Source organism: Aquisphaera insulae (genome assembly GCF_011064615.1).
GTDB classification, from domain to species: domain Bacteria; phylum Planctomycetota; class Planctomycetia; order Isosphaerales; family Isosphaeraceae; genus Aquisphaera; species Aquisphaera insulae.
In genome coordinates this window covers 1-19,037 of record NZ_JAALJH010000017.1, presented here as the reverse complement: position 1 = coordinate 19,037, position 19,037 = coordinate 1, and the positions used below count along the sequence as shown (strand labels likewise).

Annotated in this window: 15 protein-coding genes; 3 read left to right on the top strand and 12 right to left on the bottom strand. The window is 71.1% G+C overall.

The genetic code is table 11. The annotated features are described in order from the left end of the window. Positions 1-8: 8 nt before the first annotated feature. From G6O54_RS11860 to G6O54_RS11805, 12 genes are all read right to left on the bottom strand, one after another. A complete protein-coding gene (locus tag G6O54_RS11860; RefSeq protein WP_250846844.1) occupies positions 9-1,385 on the bottom strand; it encodes a glycosyltransferase family 4 protein in 1,377 nt (458 codons plus the stop codon). A 168-nt stretch (positions 1,386-1,553) separates the two neighbouring features. Next, a complete protein-coding gene (gene gmd / locus G6O54_RS11855) occupies positions 1,554-2,570 on the bottom strand; it encodes a GDP-mannose 4,6-dehydratase (RefSeq protein ID WP_165225204.1) in 1,017 nt (338 codons plus the stop codon). A gap of 16 nt (positions 2,571-2,586) precedes the next feature. Continuing rightward, the gene (locus G6O54_RS11850; protein WP_165225202.1) at positions 2,587-3,261 is read right to left on the bottom strand and encodes an EpsI family protein; all 675 of its coding nucleotides are present in this window, start codon (positions 3,259-3,261) and stop codon (positions 2,587-2,589) included. Continuing rightward, entirely contained in the window at positions 3,258-4,307 is a 1,050-nt protein-coding gene (locus G6O54_RS11845; RefSeq protein ID WP_165225200.1) for an exosortase/archaeosortase family protein, read from the bottom strand. The genes G6O54_RS11850 and G6O54_RS11845 overlap by 4 nt, the downstream gene beginning before the upstream one ends. Before the next feature lie 124 nt (positions 4,308-4,431). Then, the gene (locus tag G6O54_RS11840) at positions 4,432-7,749 is read right to left on the bottom strand and encodes an FHA domain-containing protein (RefSeq protein WP_165225198.1); all 3,318 of its coding nucleotides are present in this window, start codon (positions 7,747-7,749) and stop codon (positions 4,432-4,434) included. A gap of 83 nt (positions 7,750-7,832) precedes the next feature. Continuing rightward, positions 7,833-9,461 carry an O-antigen ligase domain-containing protein gene (locus G6O54_RS11835; RefSeq protein ID WP_165225195.1) on the bottom strand — a complete coding sequence of 543 codons (1,629 nt, stop codon included), beginning with the start codon at positions 9,459-9,461 and terminating at the stop codon, positions 7,833-7,835. Between the two features lie 75 nt (positions 9,462-9,536). Beyond that, the gene (locus G6O54_RS38520) at positions 9,537-11,843 is read right to left on the bottom strand and encodes a GumC family protein (protein ID WP_165225191.1); all 2,307 of its coding nucleotides are present in this window, start codon (positions 11,841-11,843) and stop codon (positions 9,537-9,539) included. Between the two features lie 38 nt (positions 11,844-11,881). Continuing rightward, positions 11,882-13,657 (bottom strand): MraY family glycosyltransferase, encoded by a 1,776-nt coding sequence (locus tag G6O54_RS11825; RefSeq protein WP_165225188.1) that lies wholly within the window; start codon positions 13,655-13,657, stop codon positions 11,882-11,884. Beyond that, complete coding sequence (locus tag G6O54_RS11820) at positions 13,651-13,980, bottom strand: hypothetical protein (protein ID WP_165225185.1); 330 nt, start codon at positions 13,978-13,980, stop codon at positions 13,651-13,653. The genes G6O54_RS11825 and G6O54_RS11820 overlap by 7 nt, the downstream gene beginning before the upstream one ends. Positions 13,981-14,865: 885 nt before the next feature. Next, a complete protein-coding gene (locus G6O54_RS11815; protein WP_205678745.1) occupies positions 14,866-15,363 on the bottom strand; it encodes an AAA family ATPase in 498 nt (165 codons plus the stop codon). Positions 15,364-15,430: 67 nt separating this feature from the next. Beyond that, entirely contained in the window at positions 15,431-15,796 is a 366-nt protein-coding gene (locus tag G6O54_RS11810; protein ID WP_165225182.1) for a DUF5615 family PIN-like protein, read from the bottom strand. Next, entirely contained in the window at positions 15,793-16,047 is a 255-nt protein-coding gene (locus G6O54_RS11805; RefSeq protein ID WP_165225179.1) for a DUF433 domain-containing protein, read from the bottom strand. Before G6O54_RS11805 ends, G6O54_RS11810 begins: the two co-directional genes overlap by 4 nt. A gap of 465 nt (positions 16,048-16,512) precedes the next feature. Between G6O54_RS11805 and G6O54_RS11800 the strand changes: the two genes are divergently transcribed. From G6O54_RS11800 to G6O54_RS11790, 3 genes are all read left to right on the top strand, one after another. Further along, positions 16,513-16,719: a YjzC family protein gene (locus tag G6O54_RS11800; protein ID WP_165225176.1), complete on the top strand. Its 207-nt coding sequence runs from the start codon at positions 16,513-16,515 to the stop codon at positions 16,717-16,719. 206 nt (positions 16,720-16,925) lie between these two features. Continuing rightward, the gene (locus G6O54_RS11795; RefSeq protein ID WP_165225173.1) at positions 16,926-17,069 is read left to right on the top strand and encodes a DUF1016 N-terminal domain-containing protein; all 144 of its coding nucleotides are present in this window, start codon (positions 16,926-16,928) and stop codon (positions 17,067-17,069) included. A 135-nt stretch (positions 17,070-17,204) separates the two neighbouring features. Then, positions 17,205-18,971 (top strand): N-acyl-D-amino-acid deacylase family protein, encoded by a 1,767-nt coding sequence (locus G6O54_RS11790; protein WP_250846843.1) that lies wholly within the window; start codon positions 17,205-17,207, stop codon positions 18,969-18,971. Positions 18,972-19,037 lie beyond the last annotated feature (66 nt).

The following is a 19,037-nucleotide window of genomic DNA, read 5'->3' as shown; positions in this document are numbered from 1 at the left end:
TGTTTACCTCACGAGGTCCGGGCCGACGCGGCGATGCGGTGCGGCCTCATGGGCGAGCGGGGATGGACGGGGGTGTGGCCATCCTCCGCGGCCCCGGCCTCGGCCTCATCCATCGCAGCGGCGACGGAGTCGTGATAACGCGGCCAGTCGAATTCCAGGGCCCGCGCCCGCGCCGCGGCGGCCATCCGCGCGCGGAGCCCGCGGTCCTCGCCCAGTCGGGCCATCCGCGCGACCAGGGCGTCGACGTCCGAGGGAGGGACCACCAGGCCCTCGACGCCGTCGCGGACGACCGAGCCGGCCGCGGCGGTGACGATCGACGGCAGGCCGCAGGCGAGCGCCTCGTAGGTCACGACGGCGGAGCCCTCGAACAGGGACGGGAAGACGAAGACGTCCGCCGCGGCCATCCGCGCGGGCATCTCCGCGTGGCCGACGCGGCCGAGCACCTCGACCCCCTCGGCCTCCAGCAGCGGCCGGAGCGGGCCGGGGTCGGCCGGGGGCTCGCCCACGAGCTGGAGCCGCCAGCCGGGGCGACGGACCTGCGCCCACGCCCTCAGCAGGTAGCCGATCCCCTTCCGCTGGCAGACCCCGCCGGCGAACAGGAAGACGCACGACGAGCCGTCTCGGTCCCCGTCCTCCTCCCCCTTCGCGACGGGCACGAACCGCGAGGTGTCCGCGGCGTAGGGGATCACGCGGAGCTTGCCTCGCGGCGTCCCGTGGCGAGCGAGCTCGTCGGCGATGTGCTGCGAGGGGACCAGGATCCGGCTCGCCAGGGCGAGGTCGCGGAGTCGTCGCATGTGGAGCCAGTCGAGCTCGTCGCGGTCGAGCGTGCCGTCCCCCAGGTAGAGGGGGAAGAGCTCGGGCCACGCGGCCTGCTCGCGGGCGAGGACCTCGAGCTCCTCGCGGACCTCGCCGTGGACCATGCTCAGCACCGTCGGGATGCCCAGCCGCCGGCAGAGCGGGAGCGTGACGCCCGAGGCCACGTCGCTGAAGGCGAGCACCGCCGCGGGCAGCCGGCGGGCGACGACGCGGGCGAGCCTCCGGTCGAACCAGGCGGTTCGGGCCTTGGCGAGTGCCCGCTTCACCGTCGGCTCCTCGGCGCGGGATTCCAGGCGAATCGCGAGGTCGACGCTCGGCACGCTGATGACCCGCCCGGCGGGGATCGCCGGATCGTGCCTCCGCATCAGGATCCGCTCGACGCGGCCGAAGGCCCGCGGGGCCACGCGGCGGGCGGCCCGGTGCAGCGGCCGGCCGGGGTCGTAGTAGGAGGCGGTGACGAAGCGGTCCAGCATCCCGGCCCGATCCAGCCCGAGCACCGCCTGGTAGGCGGGGGGGCGGGCGTCCGGGCAGCCGACCAGCACGGGGCGTCCTCTGCGTTGCGGTTCCATCGCGGCCTCGATCATCCGTGATTCGAGCGGTCGATCAATGAGTTTCTATCCTGGGACCCCTTCGGCTTTCCCGCGATTGAGGGAGAACCGAATTCCGCCTTTCCCCTTGCCAGGAGGGGATACAGGGGAGGGTATTCGATCGTCGCGGCCTGCTGTCGGTCCTCCTCCTCATCGCCCCGGGAACGTCTGGGCGTGCTTCTCCCGGCGGGCGAGCTCCAGGTCGTGGTCCACCATCATCGAGATCAGGCCGCGAAAGTCAACCTCGGGCTTCCAGCCGAGGACCTCGCGGGCGCGGGTCGCGTCCCCCTGGAGGGCGTCCACCTCGGAGGGCCGGGTGTACCGCGGGTCGAAGTCCACGAAGTCGCGGTAGTCGAGGTCCACCAGGGTGAAGGCCAGCTCGAGCAGCTCGTGGATCGTGTGGGATTCCCCGGTGGCCACGACGTAGTCGCCGGGCTTCTCCTGCTGGAGCATCAGCCACATGGCGCGGACGTAGTCGCCGGCGAAGCCCCAGTCGCGCCTCGCGTCCAGGTTGCCCATCACGAGCCGCTTCTGCAGGCCCTCCTTGATCCGGGCCGCACCGAGCGTGACCTTGCGGGTCACGAACGACTCGCCGCGGCGCGGGCTCTCGTGGTTGAAGAGGATGCCGGAGCAGGCGAACAGGCCGTAGGCCTCTCGGTAGTTGATGGTCTGCCAGTGGGCGTACAGCTTGGCGCAGGCATAGGGGCTGCGGGGGTGGAACGGGGTGCTCGGCCCCTGCGGCGGCGGGGCCGCGCCGTACATCTCGGAGCTGGACGCCTGGTAGAACTTCACGGGCTTGGAATCGTTGAGCTGGCGGACGGCCTCGAGCAGCCGGAGCGTCCCGAGCCCGACGACGTCGGCCGTGTAGAGCGGCTGGTCGAAGGAGACCCGGACGTGGCTCTGGGCGCCGAGGTTGTACACCTCGTCGGGCCGGATCCGGTCCATGACCATGGACAGGCTGGAGGCGTCGCCGAGGTCCGCGTAGTGCAGGTGGAAGCGGTCGCGGACGGTCGAGTCGTAGTTGAAGAGGTGGTCGATCCGCTGGCGATTGAGCGAGCTCGACCGGCGGACGAGGCCGTGGACCTCGTACTCGGGCCTGCCCAGGAGGAACTCGGCGAGGTAGGAGCCGTCCTGGCCCGTGACCCCGGTGATCAGCGCACGTTTCATGATCCTTGGTCACCGCTCAGGGGATGTAGTATTCCGCGCGAGGCTCCGGCAGCACGGGCTCGAGCGCCGCGATGAGGGCCCCGGCGAATCCCTTGAGGGCCTCGCCGTCGCCGTCCTGATCGCCGGCGTGGAAGATCTCGACGGTCATCGAGGATCCCTGGGTGGTCTGGCCGTGGCTGCTCCGGCTGGTGATCGGCAGTTGGCGGACGTAGTTTTCCAGCTTGCCCTCGCCGAAGATGTAATACCAGAATCCCACCTGCTTCACCAGTTCACCCTGGCTGTAGCCCAGGCGGGTGAGCCTCAGCTCCTTGCCCCCCGGCGTGGGGACCTCGAAGACCCTCGTCTGGGACTCGATCTTCGTCCAGCCGCCGGACGGGAGGCAGATCTCCGGGGTGTGGCGAAGGTTCGTGCCCTTGATCGAGAAGTTGATCCAGAGCGTCAGCCGCATGCCGGGCCGGGTGCGGCTCTCGTAGACGCGGTTGAGGTACTCGGTCGTCTGGGCCCGCTCGACGATGTCGGCGGGGACCGCCTCGTCGCGGCCGACCCAGTCCCCCAGCTCCAGCGGGAGGCCCGACAGGTGCCCGCGGAGGTCGGGCCGCTCCGTCCGGTTGATCCCCTCGAGGCCGGCCTGGGCCGCCAGCCCCGACAGCAGCAGGGCCGCACCGAGGATGCCGCGGTGGACGCGTGTCATGATGCCTCCTTCGGCGAGGGGAGCGAAACCAGGTTCATGTTCATATTTAACATTGCGCGGGCCGGGAATGCCGCGGCCGTCCCGCCCGCCGGCCCGCCCTCGGCTTCGGCCGGCGGCGGCGTGAGCTGGTTCATCAGGGTGCAGAGCGAGTTCAGCATCAGCAGGCCGAAGCCCATCATGAGGATGCCCTCCAGCGTGTGATACGCGCCGGAGGCGTACTGCGGGTTGACGTGGTGCATGACGTAGCCGGTGAGGACGATCCGGGCCACGTTGGCGGTCAGCGCGATCGGGAGCGCGGCCAGGACGACGACGGCCCGATACCAGCCGGGGCGGGTCGTCAGGTAGGCGACGGCGGTCGCCAGCGCCAGGAAGCCGGTCATCTGCCGCATGCCGCTGCACGCCTCGGCCACGAACATCTGGACGCCGCCGGGGAGGGTCATGTGGTTCCCCTCGCAGAGGACGGGGAGCCCGGTGAAGTTCATCACGGCGGAGGCCATCTGGCTGGCCATGAGCTGGAGCGGCGAGGCGATCCGCGTGTAGAGGGCGATCGGCAGGGGCACCATGAAGAGCAGGAAGAAGAACGGGAACCAGTATCGCCGCAGCGCGGCCGATCCGGCGAGCACGGCGAAGAGGCCCGCGAGCGAGGCGAGGAAGGCGAGCTCGCCCAGGAAGGGGATGGGGAGCGGGATGGCGACCAGCCGCGTGAGGATGCCCAGGCCGAGCATCGTGCCGCCCAGGGCCGCGCCGCCGCGGAGCGGGACCGGCCCCTTGGCGGCGACCTGGTTGGCGAAGTAGAGGCTCAGGAACGGCACGAGGAAGCCGTGGCTGTAGTTCTCGTCCTTGGACCAGGAGTAATAGAAGTCCCAGAGCGTGTCGCGGAAGAAGAGCGTGAGCAGCCCCAGGCAGGCGGCCCCGGCCAGGACCGTCGGCCGCCGGGCCGGGTCGTCCCACGCCTCGCTGAGGTGGTCCAGCAGCGGCGGCCCGGGCCGGCGGGCCGGCGAGGCGGCGGACGATCTTGCACCGTCGACGACCTGGTTCGAGGTCATGGCTGGGGATCCTTCGGTTCCTTCCGGCGGCGAGGCACCGCCGAGCGGCTCATGGTGTTGTCTCTGCCCCACGTGACGATCCATGTCGAAGTCTCGGCTCCGTTTCGCCTCATCTCGGTTCGTCTCAGTTGCCCCGGGCGATGCCCAGGCGGGACCGGGCCATCGGCTCGGAGGCCCGCTGCATCTCCACGGCCCGCCGGCCGATGTCGTCGGCCGACGAGACCTCGAGGGCGGCCTCGAGGGCGGCCTTGCGCTGGGGCTCGTCGTTGCCCCGGGACGCCAGGCTCGCGAGGTTGAACCACCAGGCCCGGCGGGTCGTGACGTCCTCCGCCAGGTCGATCGCCCGGCGGTATCGCGCCTCGGCCTCGCCCCAGTGCTCCAGCAGGGCGTGGGCCTCCGCGGCCACGGCCAGGCGAATCGCCGCGGGGTAGCCCCCCTGGTCGCGGTCGCCGTCGCGATCCTCGGCCTCGCCATCCGGCGTCGGCTCGTCGTCGCGGTCGCGGTCGCGATCGCGGGAGGCGACCGGCTCGGCGGGCTGGGCCGCGAGGATCCGGTCGAGGATCTCGCGGGCCTCCGGCTTGCCCTGATCGTGGAGGAGTCGGGCGGCGGCCAGGGCCGCGACGCCGGCGGGGGGGATGGCCTCGATCCACTCGCGGCAGGGCCAGTCGGCGTCGGCGAGGAGGTCCCGGACGATGGCCGTCGCGGCGATCTCGCCGGGGAGGTAGTAGCGATGGCCGCTCGGCTCCGCGTTGAAGGCCGGCTCGGCCCGGCCGGAGGGCTCCTGGCCGTCGGCCAGGAGGAAGGCCCGGCGATAGAGGCGGACCGCGGCCGGCTTCTTGCCCGCCAGGCGGAGGTTGCGGGCGCTCCACGAGAGGCTGGCGGGGTCGCGGCTGAGGCCCAGGTTGCGGACCGAGCGGAGGCCCGCGGCGGTCGAGCTCGACGCCGGGCGGACCTCGGCCCGCGCCAGCCGGGCGACCGGGTGGAGGGGCGAGAGCTGGACGGCCCGATCGAGGAGCTCGCCGGCCTCCTCGCGCTCGTCCTCGGTCGCGCCGGGGCGGCTCCGGTAGACGCCCCACTCCGCCAGGTGGAGCGGCGTGGTCTGCCACCACGAGGCCGGGGACGGCGTCACCGTCTCCGGCAGCGGCCGCTCCCGGGCCCGGCCGGTCCGCGCCGCCAGGAGCCGCTGGCCGATGATCGCGGCGTTGTTGGAATCGCCGGCCCACCGCGCGGCGAGGAAGGCGCCGGGGATGCCCAAGGTAAGCGCCAGGAGCACGATCGGCGGCCCGGCCAGCCACGCCGGCAGCGACCACGCCGCCGGCTCTCGAGAGACCGTCGGCGCGACGTGCTCTCGCTGGGGCGGCCGCGCCAGCCGGACCGGCGGCTCCGTCGCATTCGCCGCCGCCGTCGCCCTCGCCGCCGGCCGCCTCGGGGCCGAGGCGAGGATGTCCTTCGCGGAGGGGAGGTCCAGCTCCTGGGCCGGGCTCGGCTCCGCGAACCCGGCCGGCTGATGATCACTTGCCGCCTCGTGAATGCGTTCCGGCTCGCGATCGGGTCCCCCGTCCAGGGCGGGGCTCCGCGTCGGCTCCGGATCCGGTCGGGCGAACCTCCGCGGCTCTCGGTCGCGATGTTGAGGATGAGGGCGGGTCGCCCGGCGGGGCCGTCGCGGCGGCTCCAGCAGGGTCGCCGTGCGGACTCCGGTCGAGGTCACCGCCTCGGCCTCGGCGATCGGGGGCGCGACCGAGGGGGAGATCACGACCGGGCCGTGGCCCGCCTCGGCGATGGGCTCCGGCCAGGATGTCTGGGTGGTGAACTCGGCGGCCTGCCCCATGATCCAGTAGGGCGACCAGGCGTGGTCGAAGGCGGAAAGCGCGGCTGTAAGATCGACGAACTCGGCCTGGGCGTCGTCCGCGATCTCGGGCGCGGGGGGCTCGTCCGGATCGATGGGGACGACCTCAGGGGTTGATGCGACCTCGTCCGCAGCGGCACCATCTCCCCCCTCCGCGGGGGACGGCTGGGGAAAGGGGGCGATCGCCTCGGCCGTGAGCAATGCCTCGCCCTGCAGCAGGCCGAGGCCCGGCGATTTCTCCTCGTCATCATCGGGAGGGCGAGGCTCCTGCCGAGCCGGGCCGGCCTCGTCGGTCAGGGGGATGACGGGGGGGGCAAGGGCCGAGAGGATCGGCTCGCATGGGGACGAGGATTCGGGCGCGTCGTCGCCCTGGGCCGGCTCGGCGGCAGCCTCGCCCTCCCGGTTCGGATCGACGGCCGGCCGGAGATCCCCCACGGCGAACGTGCCGTCGTAGGCGGAGGCGGCTTCGTCGAGGAGCCAGAGATCCCCGTCGTCCTCCTCCGCGTCCGGGTCGGTCGGCAGGGCTTGCTCGACGGCGGCGCGGGCACCGTCGGACGTCTCGGTCGCGAACCGGGCGATGACGTCCGCGACTTCCTCGAACTCCGCGACCACCAGCGGTCCGGCCTCGACGACGGGCACGGCCTCGATGATGGGGTCAGCCTCGATCGGGGGCACGGCCTCGACGACGGGCATGGCCTCGATCGGGGGCACGGCCTCGACGACGGGCACGGCCTCGATCGGGGGTGCGGGTTCCGGCTCCGGCCGTGGTGCTCCCGCGGGCTCGGCGGGGGCCCGTCGCGTCGGGGTCGGGGGGACCTGCCGGAACTCGGCGCGGCGTGGGCGGTGGTCGAACTCGTCGCCGCGGGGGGGGACGGCCGGGGCCGTCGGGTAGCCGCGTGCCGTGGGCGTGCCCAGGGGATGCGTCGTGAATCCGGCGCGGAGGTCCGGCCGGCTCGGCGGCTCGGCGGCCCGCGGCGTGGGCGTCGGGGCGGTCGGCACGCGCCCGGTTCGCGGCGGGGACGGATGGGTATGCGATGGCGGCGGGGTGCGCCGCCCCGCTCCCTGGGCGAGGAGCCGGGCCCCGGCGGCCCTCCAGCGAGCCTCCCAGGGATTGACCGCCGGGGCGACGTTGGCGCTCGGGTCCGCGGATGGGCTCGTGGTCGCGACCCGAGGGGGCTCGGGCGTGGCCGCCGGTGGCGGTGGCGGCTGCTGCGGCTCCGGCGTGGTCGCCGCGGCGGGCGTCGTCCTCGCGGGCGCCGGGGCGTGGTACATCCCCCAGTTCGGCTCGGCGGCGCGGTCCGGGCGGAGGGTGAAGCACGTCGAGCCGACGCGGAAGGGGACGTCGAACGGCAGCAGGCAGGCCTCGTGGACTGGCTCACCCTGGAGGAAGACCGAGCCCTTCCGGCCCAGCGGGATCAGCCGCCAGGTGCGCCCCCGACGCTGCAGGCGGCAGGCCTCGCCGGGGACCTCCGGGTCGTGGAGGCGGACCTCGCAGGCGGCCGACCGGCCGATCCGGACCGCGATCCAGGGGAGATCCATGACGCGAATCGGGCCCGATTCTCGATCCTGGATGTGGAGACAAGCGGATTCGGGCATCGTGGGATCGACTCCTCCATGAGCCAGGTCGCGGTCCATTCCGATTCGAGTCGCGGTCGATCGATCGGTGCGGCCCGGGCGCCTCATCCTCGGTCCACGAACAGGTCGGTGCCGCCGGCCAGCCAGCGATTCCAGGTCCCACCCAGGGCGCTGGCGGAGATGGCGACGGCGGAGAGCTCGACCGTCCAGTGGACGGCGGCTAATAGAGTAAAGCTCAGGGCCGCCCCGATCAAGCCATGTGCCAGCGATCGGTCGCCCCGGCCCACCCGCTTCAGCCCGCCGGGGATCCGCCAGGCGGACCAGAGGGCCGCGGCGGCCAGCAGCGCCACGCCGGCCATCCCGGCCTCCGCGGACCACTGGACCAGGGTGCTCATGGCGGTGGTGGACGACGGGCCGCCGTCCTTGAAGTAGGGCTGGAGCGTGGCGAAGGTGCCGAGCCCCGCCCCCACGGTCGGGAAGAGCCGGGCGACCTCCAGGCCGTCCGACCAGAGCGCCCGCGCCAGCCTCGGATCGGGCGCGGGGACCGGGGGCGGGCCCCCCATCAGCGGCTCCCACCGCGCCTGCAAGGTGCCCCCCATCCCCAGGCAGACCAGGAGCGAGAGGAGCAAGGCCCCGGCCGCCCCGCGGCAGCCCGGCCTCGCCGCGGCCGGGAGCCCCGCGACCACCAGGCCGAGGGCCGCCGGCAGGCTGTACCAGGGGCCCGCGATCAGCCCCACCACGAAGGCCGCCGGCAGCATCAGCAGGACCAGGAGCAGCACCAGGCTCCCCTGCCCCGAGCTCATCAGGCGATCCGCCAGGCTGTCCCGCCCGCCCAGCGGCGTGAGCAGGTGCACGACGATCGCCAGGGCCAGCGGCATGGCCAGCGTCCCCATCGCCAGGAAGGCCCCCGGGCTCGCCATCATCGTCCCGAAGAGCGGCGGGGTGGCCGGCGCCAGGAACGCCCCCGCCCCGGCGCGGGTCGCGGTCGCGGCCGTGCCCGCGGACGTACCCTCGCCCGGCCCGGCATCCGGGGCCGTCGCCGCGACCGTCGCGCGGGGGAGCTCCCAGAGCTCCGTGGTCGTGGGCGATTCGAACAGGTCGTCGAGCGTCGGCGCCCACGGGGGCCCGCCCCCCGGCAGGAAGAGGCCGTAGAGCCCGTCGCCTCGGTTGGAGACCTGGACGGCCGCGATCGTGGCGTTGAGCAGGAACCCGCCGACCACCAGCCCCCACACCAGGTAGAGCCGGCCCAGCCGGTCCGCATAGTGCGACACCGACCAGAAGATCCCCAGGCAGGCCGCCGCCCCCACCAGCCAGCGGAGCGTGGCCGCGCGGTCCAGGCTGGCGGGCGTCCGGATCCGCGGGGCCTCCGGCAGCGCGGCCTCGGGGTCGTCGGCCCGGACCAGGTCCGGCAGCACGCCCCGGCCGTAGGCCTCGTGGGCCGCCGGCGAGATCCGCCGCGCCACCGCCCCGGGCAGCGGCACGAGCTGGAACGCCGCCAGCCCCAGGGCCAGCAGCCCCAGCGCCGTGAGCGGGCTCTTGAGCAGCGGGAACCGCCCCGCCGCCGCCAGCCGCGCCACCTCCACCAGCACCAGCAGCAGCGCCGCGACCGCCAGGAACGGCCGGAACCACCAGACCGCCCCGCCGAAGGCCGCGATGCTCCCCAGCACCAGCACGGCGATCAGCCCGCAGGCCGCCCTGTCGCCCAGGGCCAGGATCTTCGCTCGCGGGTTCACGGGGGGGCGCTCCGGGTGTTTGGGATGTTTGCGTGAATGAGTTCTGTGTATCGAATGCTGTTCATTATTTCGCGATCAGGAGGCCGAGGCGGCCAGGGCCCGGGCGGGCCCCCGCTCCCGCTCGGCGCGGGCGGGGGCGAAGCCGGCGTCGTCGTAGCCGTAGCTGGACCAGTGCTCGACGCCCTCGCTGAGGCCGTTGACGACCACGCCGGCGATCGCCACGTGGGAGAGCTCGAGCATGGTCTTGGTGCGTTGCAGGGTCACCAGCGGGTGGGCCCCCGCGCGGACGACCAGGATGGAGGCGTCCACCATCCGGCCCAGCATCCGGCAGTCGGCCATGCCCAGCACGGCCGGGCCGTCCAGGATCACGCGGTCGTAGTGCCGCGAGAGCGCCGCCAGGAGCTGCCGCAGCTCGAGCGTGCCGAGGATCTCGATCGGGATCCCCGTCGGGTCGCCGGTGGGGATGAAGTCCAGGTTGGGGAGCTCGGTGTGGCGGAGCGTCTTCTGCCAGGGGAGCGTCCCCTGGAGCACGTCCACCAGGCCGAGGTGCGTCCCCTCCTTGCCGGGCTCCGGCGGGAAGACGTCCTCGAGCGTGGGCCGGCGCAGGTCCACGTCCAGCAGCAGGGTCCGCTCCCCCGCCCGGGCGCAGGTGGCCGCCAGGTTGAGCGCCGCGGTGGACTTGCCGTCGCCCGCCTTGGGGCTGGTCACCAGCAGGGTGACGATGTTGCCGTGGCGGTCCGCCGCCCCCAGCAGGCTGGCCCGGACGTTGCGGAAGGCGTCGGCCTCCAGCGAGTTGGGCGTGCTCGACGTCCAGAGGTGGCCGCCCCGATGCGTCAGCGCGCTCCGGCGGATCCGCGGCACCACGCCCAGCAGCGGCAGGGTCAGCCCCTGGGTGACGTGCTCCGGCACCTTCACGCAGTGGTCCACGTGCTCCAGCAGCACCACCAGGCCCATGCCCAGCACCAGGCTGAAGGCCATCCCCATGCCGATCAGGAGCCCGCGGCTGGGCTTCACGGGGATCGTCGGCTCGGCCACGCTCGCGGGGATCGTCACCGGGGCGTTCTGCGAGCGGGTCAGGATCGCGAACGAGAGCAGGTTCCCCTCCATCTCCGTCACCTTGGCGTTCAGCTCGTCGCGCCGCTTCTGCATCGACTGGAACTTCTGGTGCTCCGGCAGCGAGTCCTGCATCCTCGCCAGGGCCTCCTGCTGGCTGGCCCGGTCGTCCTCAACCTGGCCGCGGAAGTGGTCCAGGAGCACCCGCGTGGGGTCGCCGGCCATCTCGGTCTTGCGGATCGGCTGCTGGAGGTCCTCGATCTCGTCCATGACCTCCTTGAGCAGCCGGGCGCAGTTCTTCACGAAGGGGTCGCTGTTGAACTGCTTGTGGGTCTCGATCCGCCGGGCGTTCTCGAGCGTGCGGACCAGCTTCTTCTTCTCGGCCATGAGCTGGGCGATCTCATGGTCGCGGGCCTGGGCGGCCGGCGACTTATCCTCCTGCCGGGGGAAGGAGCGGGCGATCATGAACTGCTGCTGGAGCTCGCCCACCCGCGCCTCCTCGTTCGCCAGCCGCGAGCTGATGTTGATGTATTGCTCCTCGAAGATGTTCCGGCCGCTGGGGCCGATGATCCGCGACTCGCGGAGCCGTTCGATGATCGTGTCGTCCAGCTTGGTCAGCTCTCGCTTGAGCTGGCTGAGCTGGTCCTCGGCGAACGTGGCCGCCTCGCCGACGCGGTCTTGCCGCTCCTTGCGGGCCGCATTCCTGAACGCCTCGACGAGGGCGAAGAGCAGCTTGCTGGTCCGCGCCGGATCCCGGCCCTCCAGCGTCACGATGTACCGATTCGTCTTGCCCACGGGCTTGACGACGAGGTTGGCGCCGAAGAGCTCCTGGGCCGCGTCGTCGAACCCCGCCAGCTCCTTGGCGCTGAGCGCGGCGGTCACGGCCTGTTCCGCCAGCTCCAGGCTCTGGAGATGGGCGACGCGGTTGGGGGCGTACCGCTCCTGGCTGGCGCCGTCCTGCTGGCCGAGGTCGCGGGAGACCAGGGTGGAGAGCATCGGATTGATCTGGGGGGGATCGATGGTGATCTCGGCGACCGCCCGGTAGATCTTGGGCTGGCGGAGCGCCCAGGCCGAGGTGAGGGCCGCCATCGGCACGGCGACGACCAGCACCAGCCAGATCCGCCGCTTGACCGCCCGCAGGTAGTCCGCCGGCCCCTTGGCGGCGGCCGGATTGAAGGCGGGGGCCGCGTGCGCCGGGTGGCCGAAGGTCACCGCCGTCGCCCCCTGCCGGCCCGCGGCGAGCTCCGCGCCGGGGCCGTGGCCGGGCGAAGATGAAGGGGCGAATGAGGTCGAGGAGGAGCTTCCTCGCAGCGGCATGATCCCATCCATGGTCCATCCTCCCGTGCAGGTCGTCCGTGTGCGATTTCTCAGCGGCGGGCGAGGCCCGTGGGGGCGACCGCGGCGGCGTCCGCCACGGGGAACCGCGGCGCGGCCGGCTTGCCGGCCAGGTGGCCGGGCAGTCGCGCCTTCAGGTGCCGCACGACCAGGCCCACCGCCCGGCGTCCCGGCGCCAGGGCGATCCCCGCGGCCGGCTCCCGCGAGCCCTCCGCCGCGATCGCCTCCGCCGCGTCCGTCCGGATCTCCTCGATCCGCCCGGCCAGGGCCTGCCCCAGCCGCTGGAGGCTGCGGAAGACGATGTCCGCCGCCAGGTCGAGGGGGGCCTCGGGCTCGGCTCCCGCCGTCGCCGTCGCCATGGCCGTCGGGCCCGGATCGGGCCGACGATTCGGGCCCCGGCCGATCTCCAGATCGACCGTGATCCACGTCCCCTCGCCACCCGGAATTCGAAAGCTGGCCGAGGGTCCCGACACGGCCGGGGGGGCGGCGTGGGCCGGGGGCCGGCCCCCCTCCCCGGGGGCCTGGGCCTGGGACGCGATCTCGATCCGGCCGCAGCCGAGCCGCGCGGCGACCCGCCGGACGACCTCGACAGCGGCGTCCGCCGTCTTGCAGAGCTCGATCCGCTGGATGGCCTCCCACGTCAGCTTGGCCGCCTGCCGCTCCTGCCGGCCGCGGACCATCCGCTCCTGCAGGTCCTCGCGGAGCATCGCCAGCTCATCCCGCCGGCTGGTCACCACCAGCAGGAACGCCAGGCAGCCGCACGAGCCCAGCACCAGCGCGAGGAACTCGCTCCGCAGCGCCGAGCCCAGCAGCACGGCGCCGCACATGAAGCCGGAGAAGCAGTAGAGCAGCACCGCCGCCTGGCGGGGGTTCAGCCCCAGGCCGATCAGCAGGTGGTGGACGTGCCGCCGGTCGGCCGCGGAGAGCGGCAGGTTCCGCACCCAGCGGCGGAAGATCGCCATCGCCGTGTCCGAGATCGGCAGCCCCATCGCCAGGATCGGGAACAGGATCGAGATCGCCGACGGCCCCTTCATCGAGCCCTGCACCCCGACCACCCCGATCAGCAGGCCGATCAGGAGCGCCCCGCTGTCGCCCAGGAAGATGCAGGCCGGATGCCAGTTGTAGAGGAGGAACCCGGCCAGGCTCCCCGCCAGGGCCACCGCCAGGATGGCCACCTCGGTGTTCTCGTTGTGGATGGCGACCAGGGTGAGCGTCCCGCTCACGAGCAGGCCCACCCCCGAGGCCAGGCCGTCCATGCCGTCGATCAGGTTCCAGACGTTCATGCAGCCGAGGAACCAGAGCATGGTGAGGGCCAGGCTCGGCAGCGGGATCGCCAGCGGCAGGCCCCAGGAGGATAGGTCCACGGTCGGGAACCCGAGGTCGACGTTGAGGCCGAGGATCTCGAACGACTGGATGCGGATGCCGCCCAGGAAGAGGATCAGGACCGCCAGGGCCTGCCCCAGCAGCTTCACCCGCGGGCCCAGCGACCGGGTGTCGTCCACGAAGCCGACGGCCAGGATCAGGAGCGAGGCGGCCAGGATGACCCACTCGTGATGCAGGTCCGGCAGCAGCAGGCTGACGAACCGCGACGACCCGGACAGGTGCGGCAGGAACATCCCGGCGGCGATCCCCATCGCCAGGCCGAGGCCGCCGAGCCGGGGGATGGCCCCGGTGTGGATCCGCCGGAACTGGTCCGGCCGGTCGATCGCCCCCACCCAGGCGGCGATGTAGGTGACCAGCGGCGTGGCGAGCACGCAGCCCATCATGGCCAGGGCGAAGATCGTCAGGTATCCGTTGGTGATCACCATCGTGCGGATCCCTCCCGTGGTCCTCGGTGCGTCGTCGCGTTGCGGAGAATCTCGCCGATCAGGCGAACGAGCCCCGGTTGGAACTGGTTCCGCGTCATCGCCGGCGCGGCCGCCGCGGGCGCGGCGACCCCGAGGATCGCGGCCGGGTCGGAGTCGGTGTCGATCTCTTCGCCGGTGATGACAGGCGAGGGCGAGGGAGGAGGATCGCCGTCGGGGCGGGTGCCCGCCCCATGCCTTCGGGCCCGCCCCGAGAAGAGACGCTCGCGGAGAGCGTGGGGGCGGCTCGCGGATGTATCTCGGATGAACAGGATGCAGCAGAGCACGGTGGGTCTCGTCTTCCTTGACTCGTGCGGGTGCCGCTCAACCCGGGGAATCCATCCCGAGGCAGAGCATCCGGGTTGCCGGAGTATCCCCGCGTCGGGGAATCCGGTCAAGCGGGAATTCCGGGTCGCGGGGGTCGGGCATAATCTCGGAAAACACCCACGACCAAGGGATGACACGGATGGGAGCCGATTTGGGTTCGTTCGTCGGCCGTGGCTTGTCGTCTAATGACGTTTGTTCTTAAAAATTATGGCTTTGCGTCGATCGCGAATTGGCTTTGCCATGCCAATTCCTGGTTGTTCCCGCCGGCCCGCGCCGCCGCGCGGGCCGGCACTGACCGTCCCTCAGTACCGTCTGCCGAGTTGCCAAGGAGCCCTGATCTCGTGCCGTCCTTTTGAGCCGGCCCACCGTCACCCGGCCGGGCGGGAATTGGCTTCGTTCGTCTTATGGATGATGGTTGATTGAATACGTAAAGGCAATCAAGAACACGACTTAAGTTGTATAGAGTCTCAGCTTCGTCGTCGAGTTTTGGGCTCGTCGCGGCCCGTGCTTTGGCCCGTCGCGGCCTGTGGCATACCCGTTGCGCAGCAACAAGCCTCTATAAGAGAGAGTGCGCTATGTTCTGCTTTTTTTGTCACGACGATAGGAAATTTCCAGGGAAATGTCCTGGGCGGAGTTTCTACCACGGATGACGCGGATGGCACGGATGGAAGGCAAGAAACACGGGGGCTGGGTTGGCTGGCCTGTGGCCTGGTGGCCCTGGCCTGCCCCTGAGCCGTGGCCTGTGACTTGCCCCCCCCTTCTCCTATCCCCTTCCCCTATCCCTTCCCCATACCCTTCCTGTCTTCCATCCGTGCCATCCGCGTCATCCGTGGTAGAAATCCCTCTTATCCACGTAGCTCCCCGGCGACGAGCCCGAGGACGGCCCGGAGCACCTGCTCGAAGGGGGCGGAGGCATCGATCTCGCGGGTCGCGGATCGGCGCAGGAGGGGCTCGACGGTCTCCAGGTTGTGAAGCGTGGCGGCGAGCTCCGCAGGGTCCTTGCCGTATGGGTTGTTGGTCCGCGAGGCCAGGCGTTCGACGATCACCGCCGCCGGGGCACTCAGCAGGACGATCTCGTCGAAGCTCGGGTAGAAGCTCCCCTGGTTGATCGCGCAGCCGGAGACGAACAGGGCCCGGCCGTCGGCGTCGGCATTGGCGTCGCCGTCGTCCTCGGCGAGCAAGGCCCTCACCCGGTCCTCGCGCCAGATCCATTCCCCGTCCGGCGCGTACTCCGACCACCCCGGCTCATCCATGTCCACCGCCCGGAACCCGCGGCCGCGGAGGGCGACGATCAGCGACGACTTGCCCGTCCCGGACATCCCTGTGAGTAGAATCCGCATCATGGCCGTGGTCCTCCGCGGGGTTGCTCCGATTCGCCCGGCACGATCGGGGGAGGAGGAAGCGAGGGGCTCACCCCGCATGGGGGTCATGGATTCGAATCCGTCCGGGTTCGACGATCCAGAGTGCCCCCTTGAGGAGTTGGGTCCGGAGTTGGGGCAGTACGCTCAGGAGCGTCGCCCGGATCGCGGGGAGGAGAGGACGAGGAGGACGAACGACGATCACACCTTCGGTATGCTCGGGCGGAAACCGTAGCGGGTTGGCGAAATCCAGGTCGAGTGTCATCAGGACTCGCCCGGCCGCGCGGCATGTTTCGTACACAGTCTCGTCGTCGCTTCCGGCCAGGCCCTCGTCGCGGACCGTGTCCACATCGAACCCTTCCGCGATGAGCAACGGAACGATGCGGATGTCGAAGTTCTCGTCGAGCTTGATCTTCATCCCTCGCTGGCCCCGACCGGGATGGGGATGATCCTTTCCCGCGTCATCTCCGCCGCGTACGCCATCGCCGCCCGAATGTCATCGGGCTCGAGGTGGGGATAAGCCTCCTGCAATTCCTCCGGAGAAACGCCCTCCGCCAGGTTCTCCACGATCAGCGAGACCCATATCCTCGTCCCTCGGATGCACGGCCTGCCGAAGCAGACCCGCGGGTCGATCGAGATTCGCTTCAGCAAGTCGGCTCGGGTTGCCATGCGATGCCTCTTTCCTCAATTCTCACCCTGTCGCGAAACGATGGTCATTACCAGTGAGGAAAGTTCAACTGCGTTAAACGCAGTTGCACTTTCCTTGCTGGTTCAAGAATTCTCGAATAGGTATTGCCGAGAAGGTCGTCTTTAGGAATACTCACAGTGGAAAGCTGTAAAGGACTCGGATTTTTCCTGTGTCAATGCACGCAGGCCCTATTGAAGAAACGCTGTTGCGCTTTCCTCGCTCGGCGATCCAGCCGCATTTCCGTGGTGCTTCGCGCCGCGGCCCCATTGCGCCCTGAAGGCGCAGCAGAAAACCGCCCGCAAGGGGGAGAGGCGTCAGAAACTTCACCCCCCTCGCAGGACGGCCTCGTCAGGACTGAGGCAGGCCGCCCCAGCCTAACCATTTTCCAGGTTAGCCTGCCCGCAGCCCGTTGAACACCGGAATCGCTGGGGGTGGGAGAAACAGAAGTGTCCACGTCCACCCAGGTCCGTATCCACACGGGGCAGCCCTGCCCCGCGTCGGGGATCTATCGCTTCGACGGGTATCTCGACGGGACTATTTACCCGTCGCCGCTGCCCGGCGAGCGGGAGGTCGCGCTGTCCAGGCCCAACATCGCCCCGCCGATCCGCTCGGCGAACAAGGGGTGCTTCTGGCTGCTGGTCCGTCCTTCGTGACGCCCGGCTCTTGATGTCGATTCGCCCCGGTGCGGGGTTATTCCTCGCGCCGGGGCTGCTCCGGTCGAGGAAGGATCCGGCCTGACTCCTCCAGCAGATCGGCGCAGCCCTGGAGACGGGCCGCGCCCGGGCGATCCAGGCCGTCCACCCCCAGAACCTCGAGACATGCTGGCACGTCGGGCGGGACATCGTCGAGTTCGAGCAAGGTGGCAAGGCCAGGGGCCGACTACGGTTCCGGCCTGATCCCGCATCTGGCGAAGGAGCTGACGCTTCGTCATGGTCGGATGTTCAGACGCGGCAACCTCAAGGTCATGCGGCAATTCGACGCGAGCTGGGACGGACGCTGGTGACGGCCGACGAACGACGGCGTTCGTGAAGCGAGCATGTTACCCTGGCAAGGAACAAGATCACCACGAGGGCTCTCGAACCTGACAGCGAGGAGGGCTCAAATTCGCTTCCCCCTTATCAGACCGCATGGGTCATCCATGAGCAACCCGCTCCGATCGTCGTTGCGTCTGGCCGGCCGCCTGGTTCTTGCGGCTCTTGTTGCGGCCATGGCGGCCGTCCTGCTCTCCCCGCCGGTGGGCGTGGCCGACGCGCCCGCCGATCCCTCCGCGGCGTACGATCTCGTCATCCGCGGCGGCCGGGTCGTCGATGGGACGGGGAACCCGTGGCGATTCGCCGACGTGGCGATCCGCGGCGATCGCATCGTCGTCGTCGGGTCCGTCCCGGTGGATTCGGCGGCGAGGCGCACGATCGACGCCCGCGGCCTGGTCGTGGCCCCGGGCTTCATCGACATGCACTCGCATTCGGACTGGCTCCTGCTCGAGGACGGCAACGCCCCGGCCAAGGTCCGCCAGGGGGTGACGACCGAGATCCTGGGCGAGGACAGCTCGGGCGGCCCCCAGAAGGGGAAGCGTCCGCCGAAGTCCGTCCCGGTGAAGGGCGGCGAGCATAAGATCGCGACGCTCGGCGACTACTTCGACGCCGCGGAGCGCGGCGGGATCGCCACCAATGTCGCCTCCTACGTCGGCCTGGGGAACATCTGGGGCTGCGTGATGGGGGATTCCTTCGATCACCCCAACAGGGCCCAGATGGAGGAGATCAAGGGGCTGCTCGCGGAGGCGCTGGACGACGGTGCACTCGGCCTCTCGACGATGCTCGCCGGCCCCCAGGAGATGGTGTGCACGACCGAGGACCTCGTCGAGCTGGGCCGCGTCCTGCACGACCGCGGCGGGATCTTCTCGTCCCACATCCGGAACGAGGGGAGCGAGGTCTTCGACGCGATCCGCGAGGTCATCGCCGTCGGCGAGCGGGCGGACATCCGGGTGGACATCATCCACCTCAAGATCGCCGATCGGCGCCTCTGGGGCCGGATGAGGGAGATCATCGCCCTGATCGAAGAGGCTCGCGGGCGCGGCGTGGACGTCCAGTCGAACGTCTACCCGTACACGAGGGGGAATAACGACCTCGTCAGCATCATCCCGCCCTGGGCCCACGAGGGGGGCCGCGCCGCCCTGCTGGAGCGGCTCAGGGATCCGGCCGCGCGTGAGCGGATGAAGAAGGACATCAGGGCCGGGATTCCCGGCTGGTATAACCATTATCTCTCGGTCGGCGGCGACTGGGGCCGTATGCTCCTCAGCGCCAGGCTGAGCGAGAAGAACCGGCGGTTCGAGAGCCAGACGATGGACCGCATCCTGGCCCTGCGGGCGGAAGGGATGAAGCCCGCCCCCGACCCGCTCGACCAGCTCTTCGACTTCCTGGTTGAGGAGGACGGCTCGATCGGCACGATCTACGCGCATCACACCGAGGAGGACATGAACCTCGCGATGGCGCAGCCCTGGTGCTCGATCGGTTCCGACGGCTCGGCCTTCGCGATCGAGGGGCCGCTCCGCCGCGGGCATCCGCATCCCCGGAACTTCGGGACCTTCCCGCGCGTGCTGGGGGTCTACGTCCGCGAGCGCGGGACGCTGCGGCTCGAGGACGCGATCCGGAAGATGACCTCCCTCAACGCCGCCAAGGCCGGCCTGGTGGATCGCGGCCTCCTGCGCCCGGGCATGTTCGCCGACGTGACCGTCTTCGACCCCGAGAAGGTCATCGACCGCTCCACGTACCTGGAGCCGTTCCAGTATCCGGAGGGCATCGCCCACGTCGCGGTCAATGGCCGGCTCGTCCTCGACGGGGGGCGGCCGACCGGCGAGCGGCCGGGGCGGGCCCTGCGGCGGAAGCCGTCCGGGGACGTGGCCCGATGACCGCGTGCGGTCCTTCGGGGCGGGATCCCGGCGAACTCGTCCCGCGACGACCCCGCCGGGGCGAGC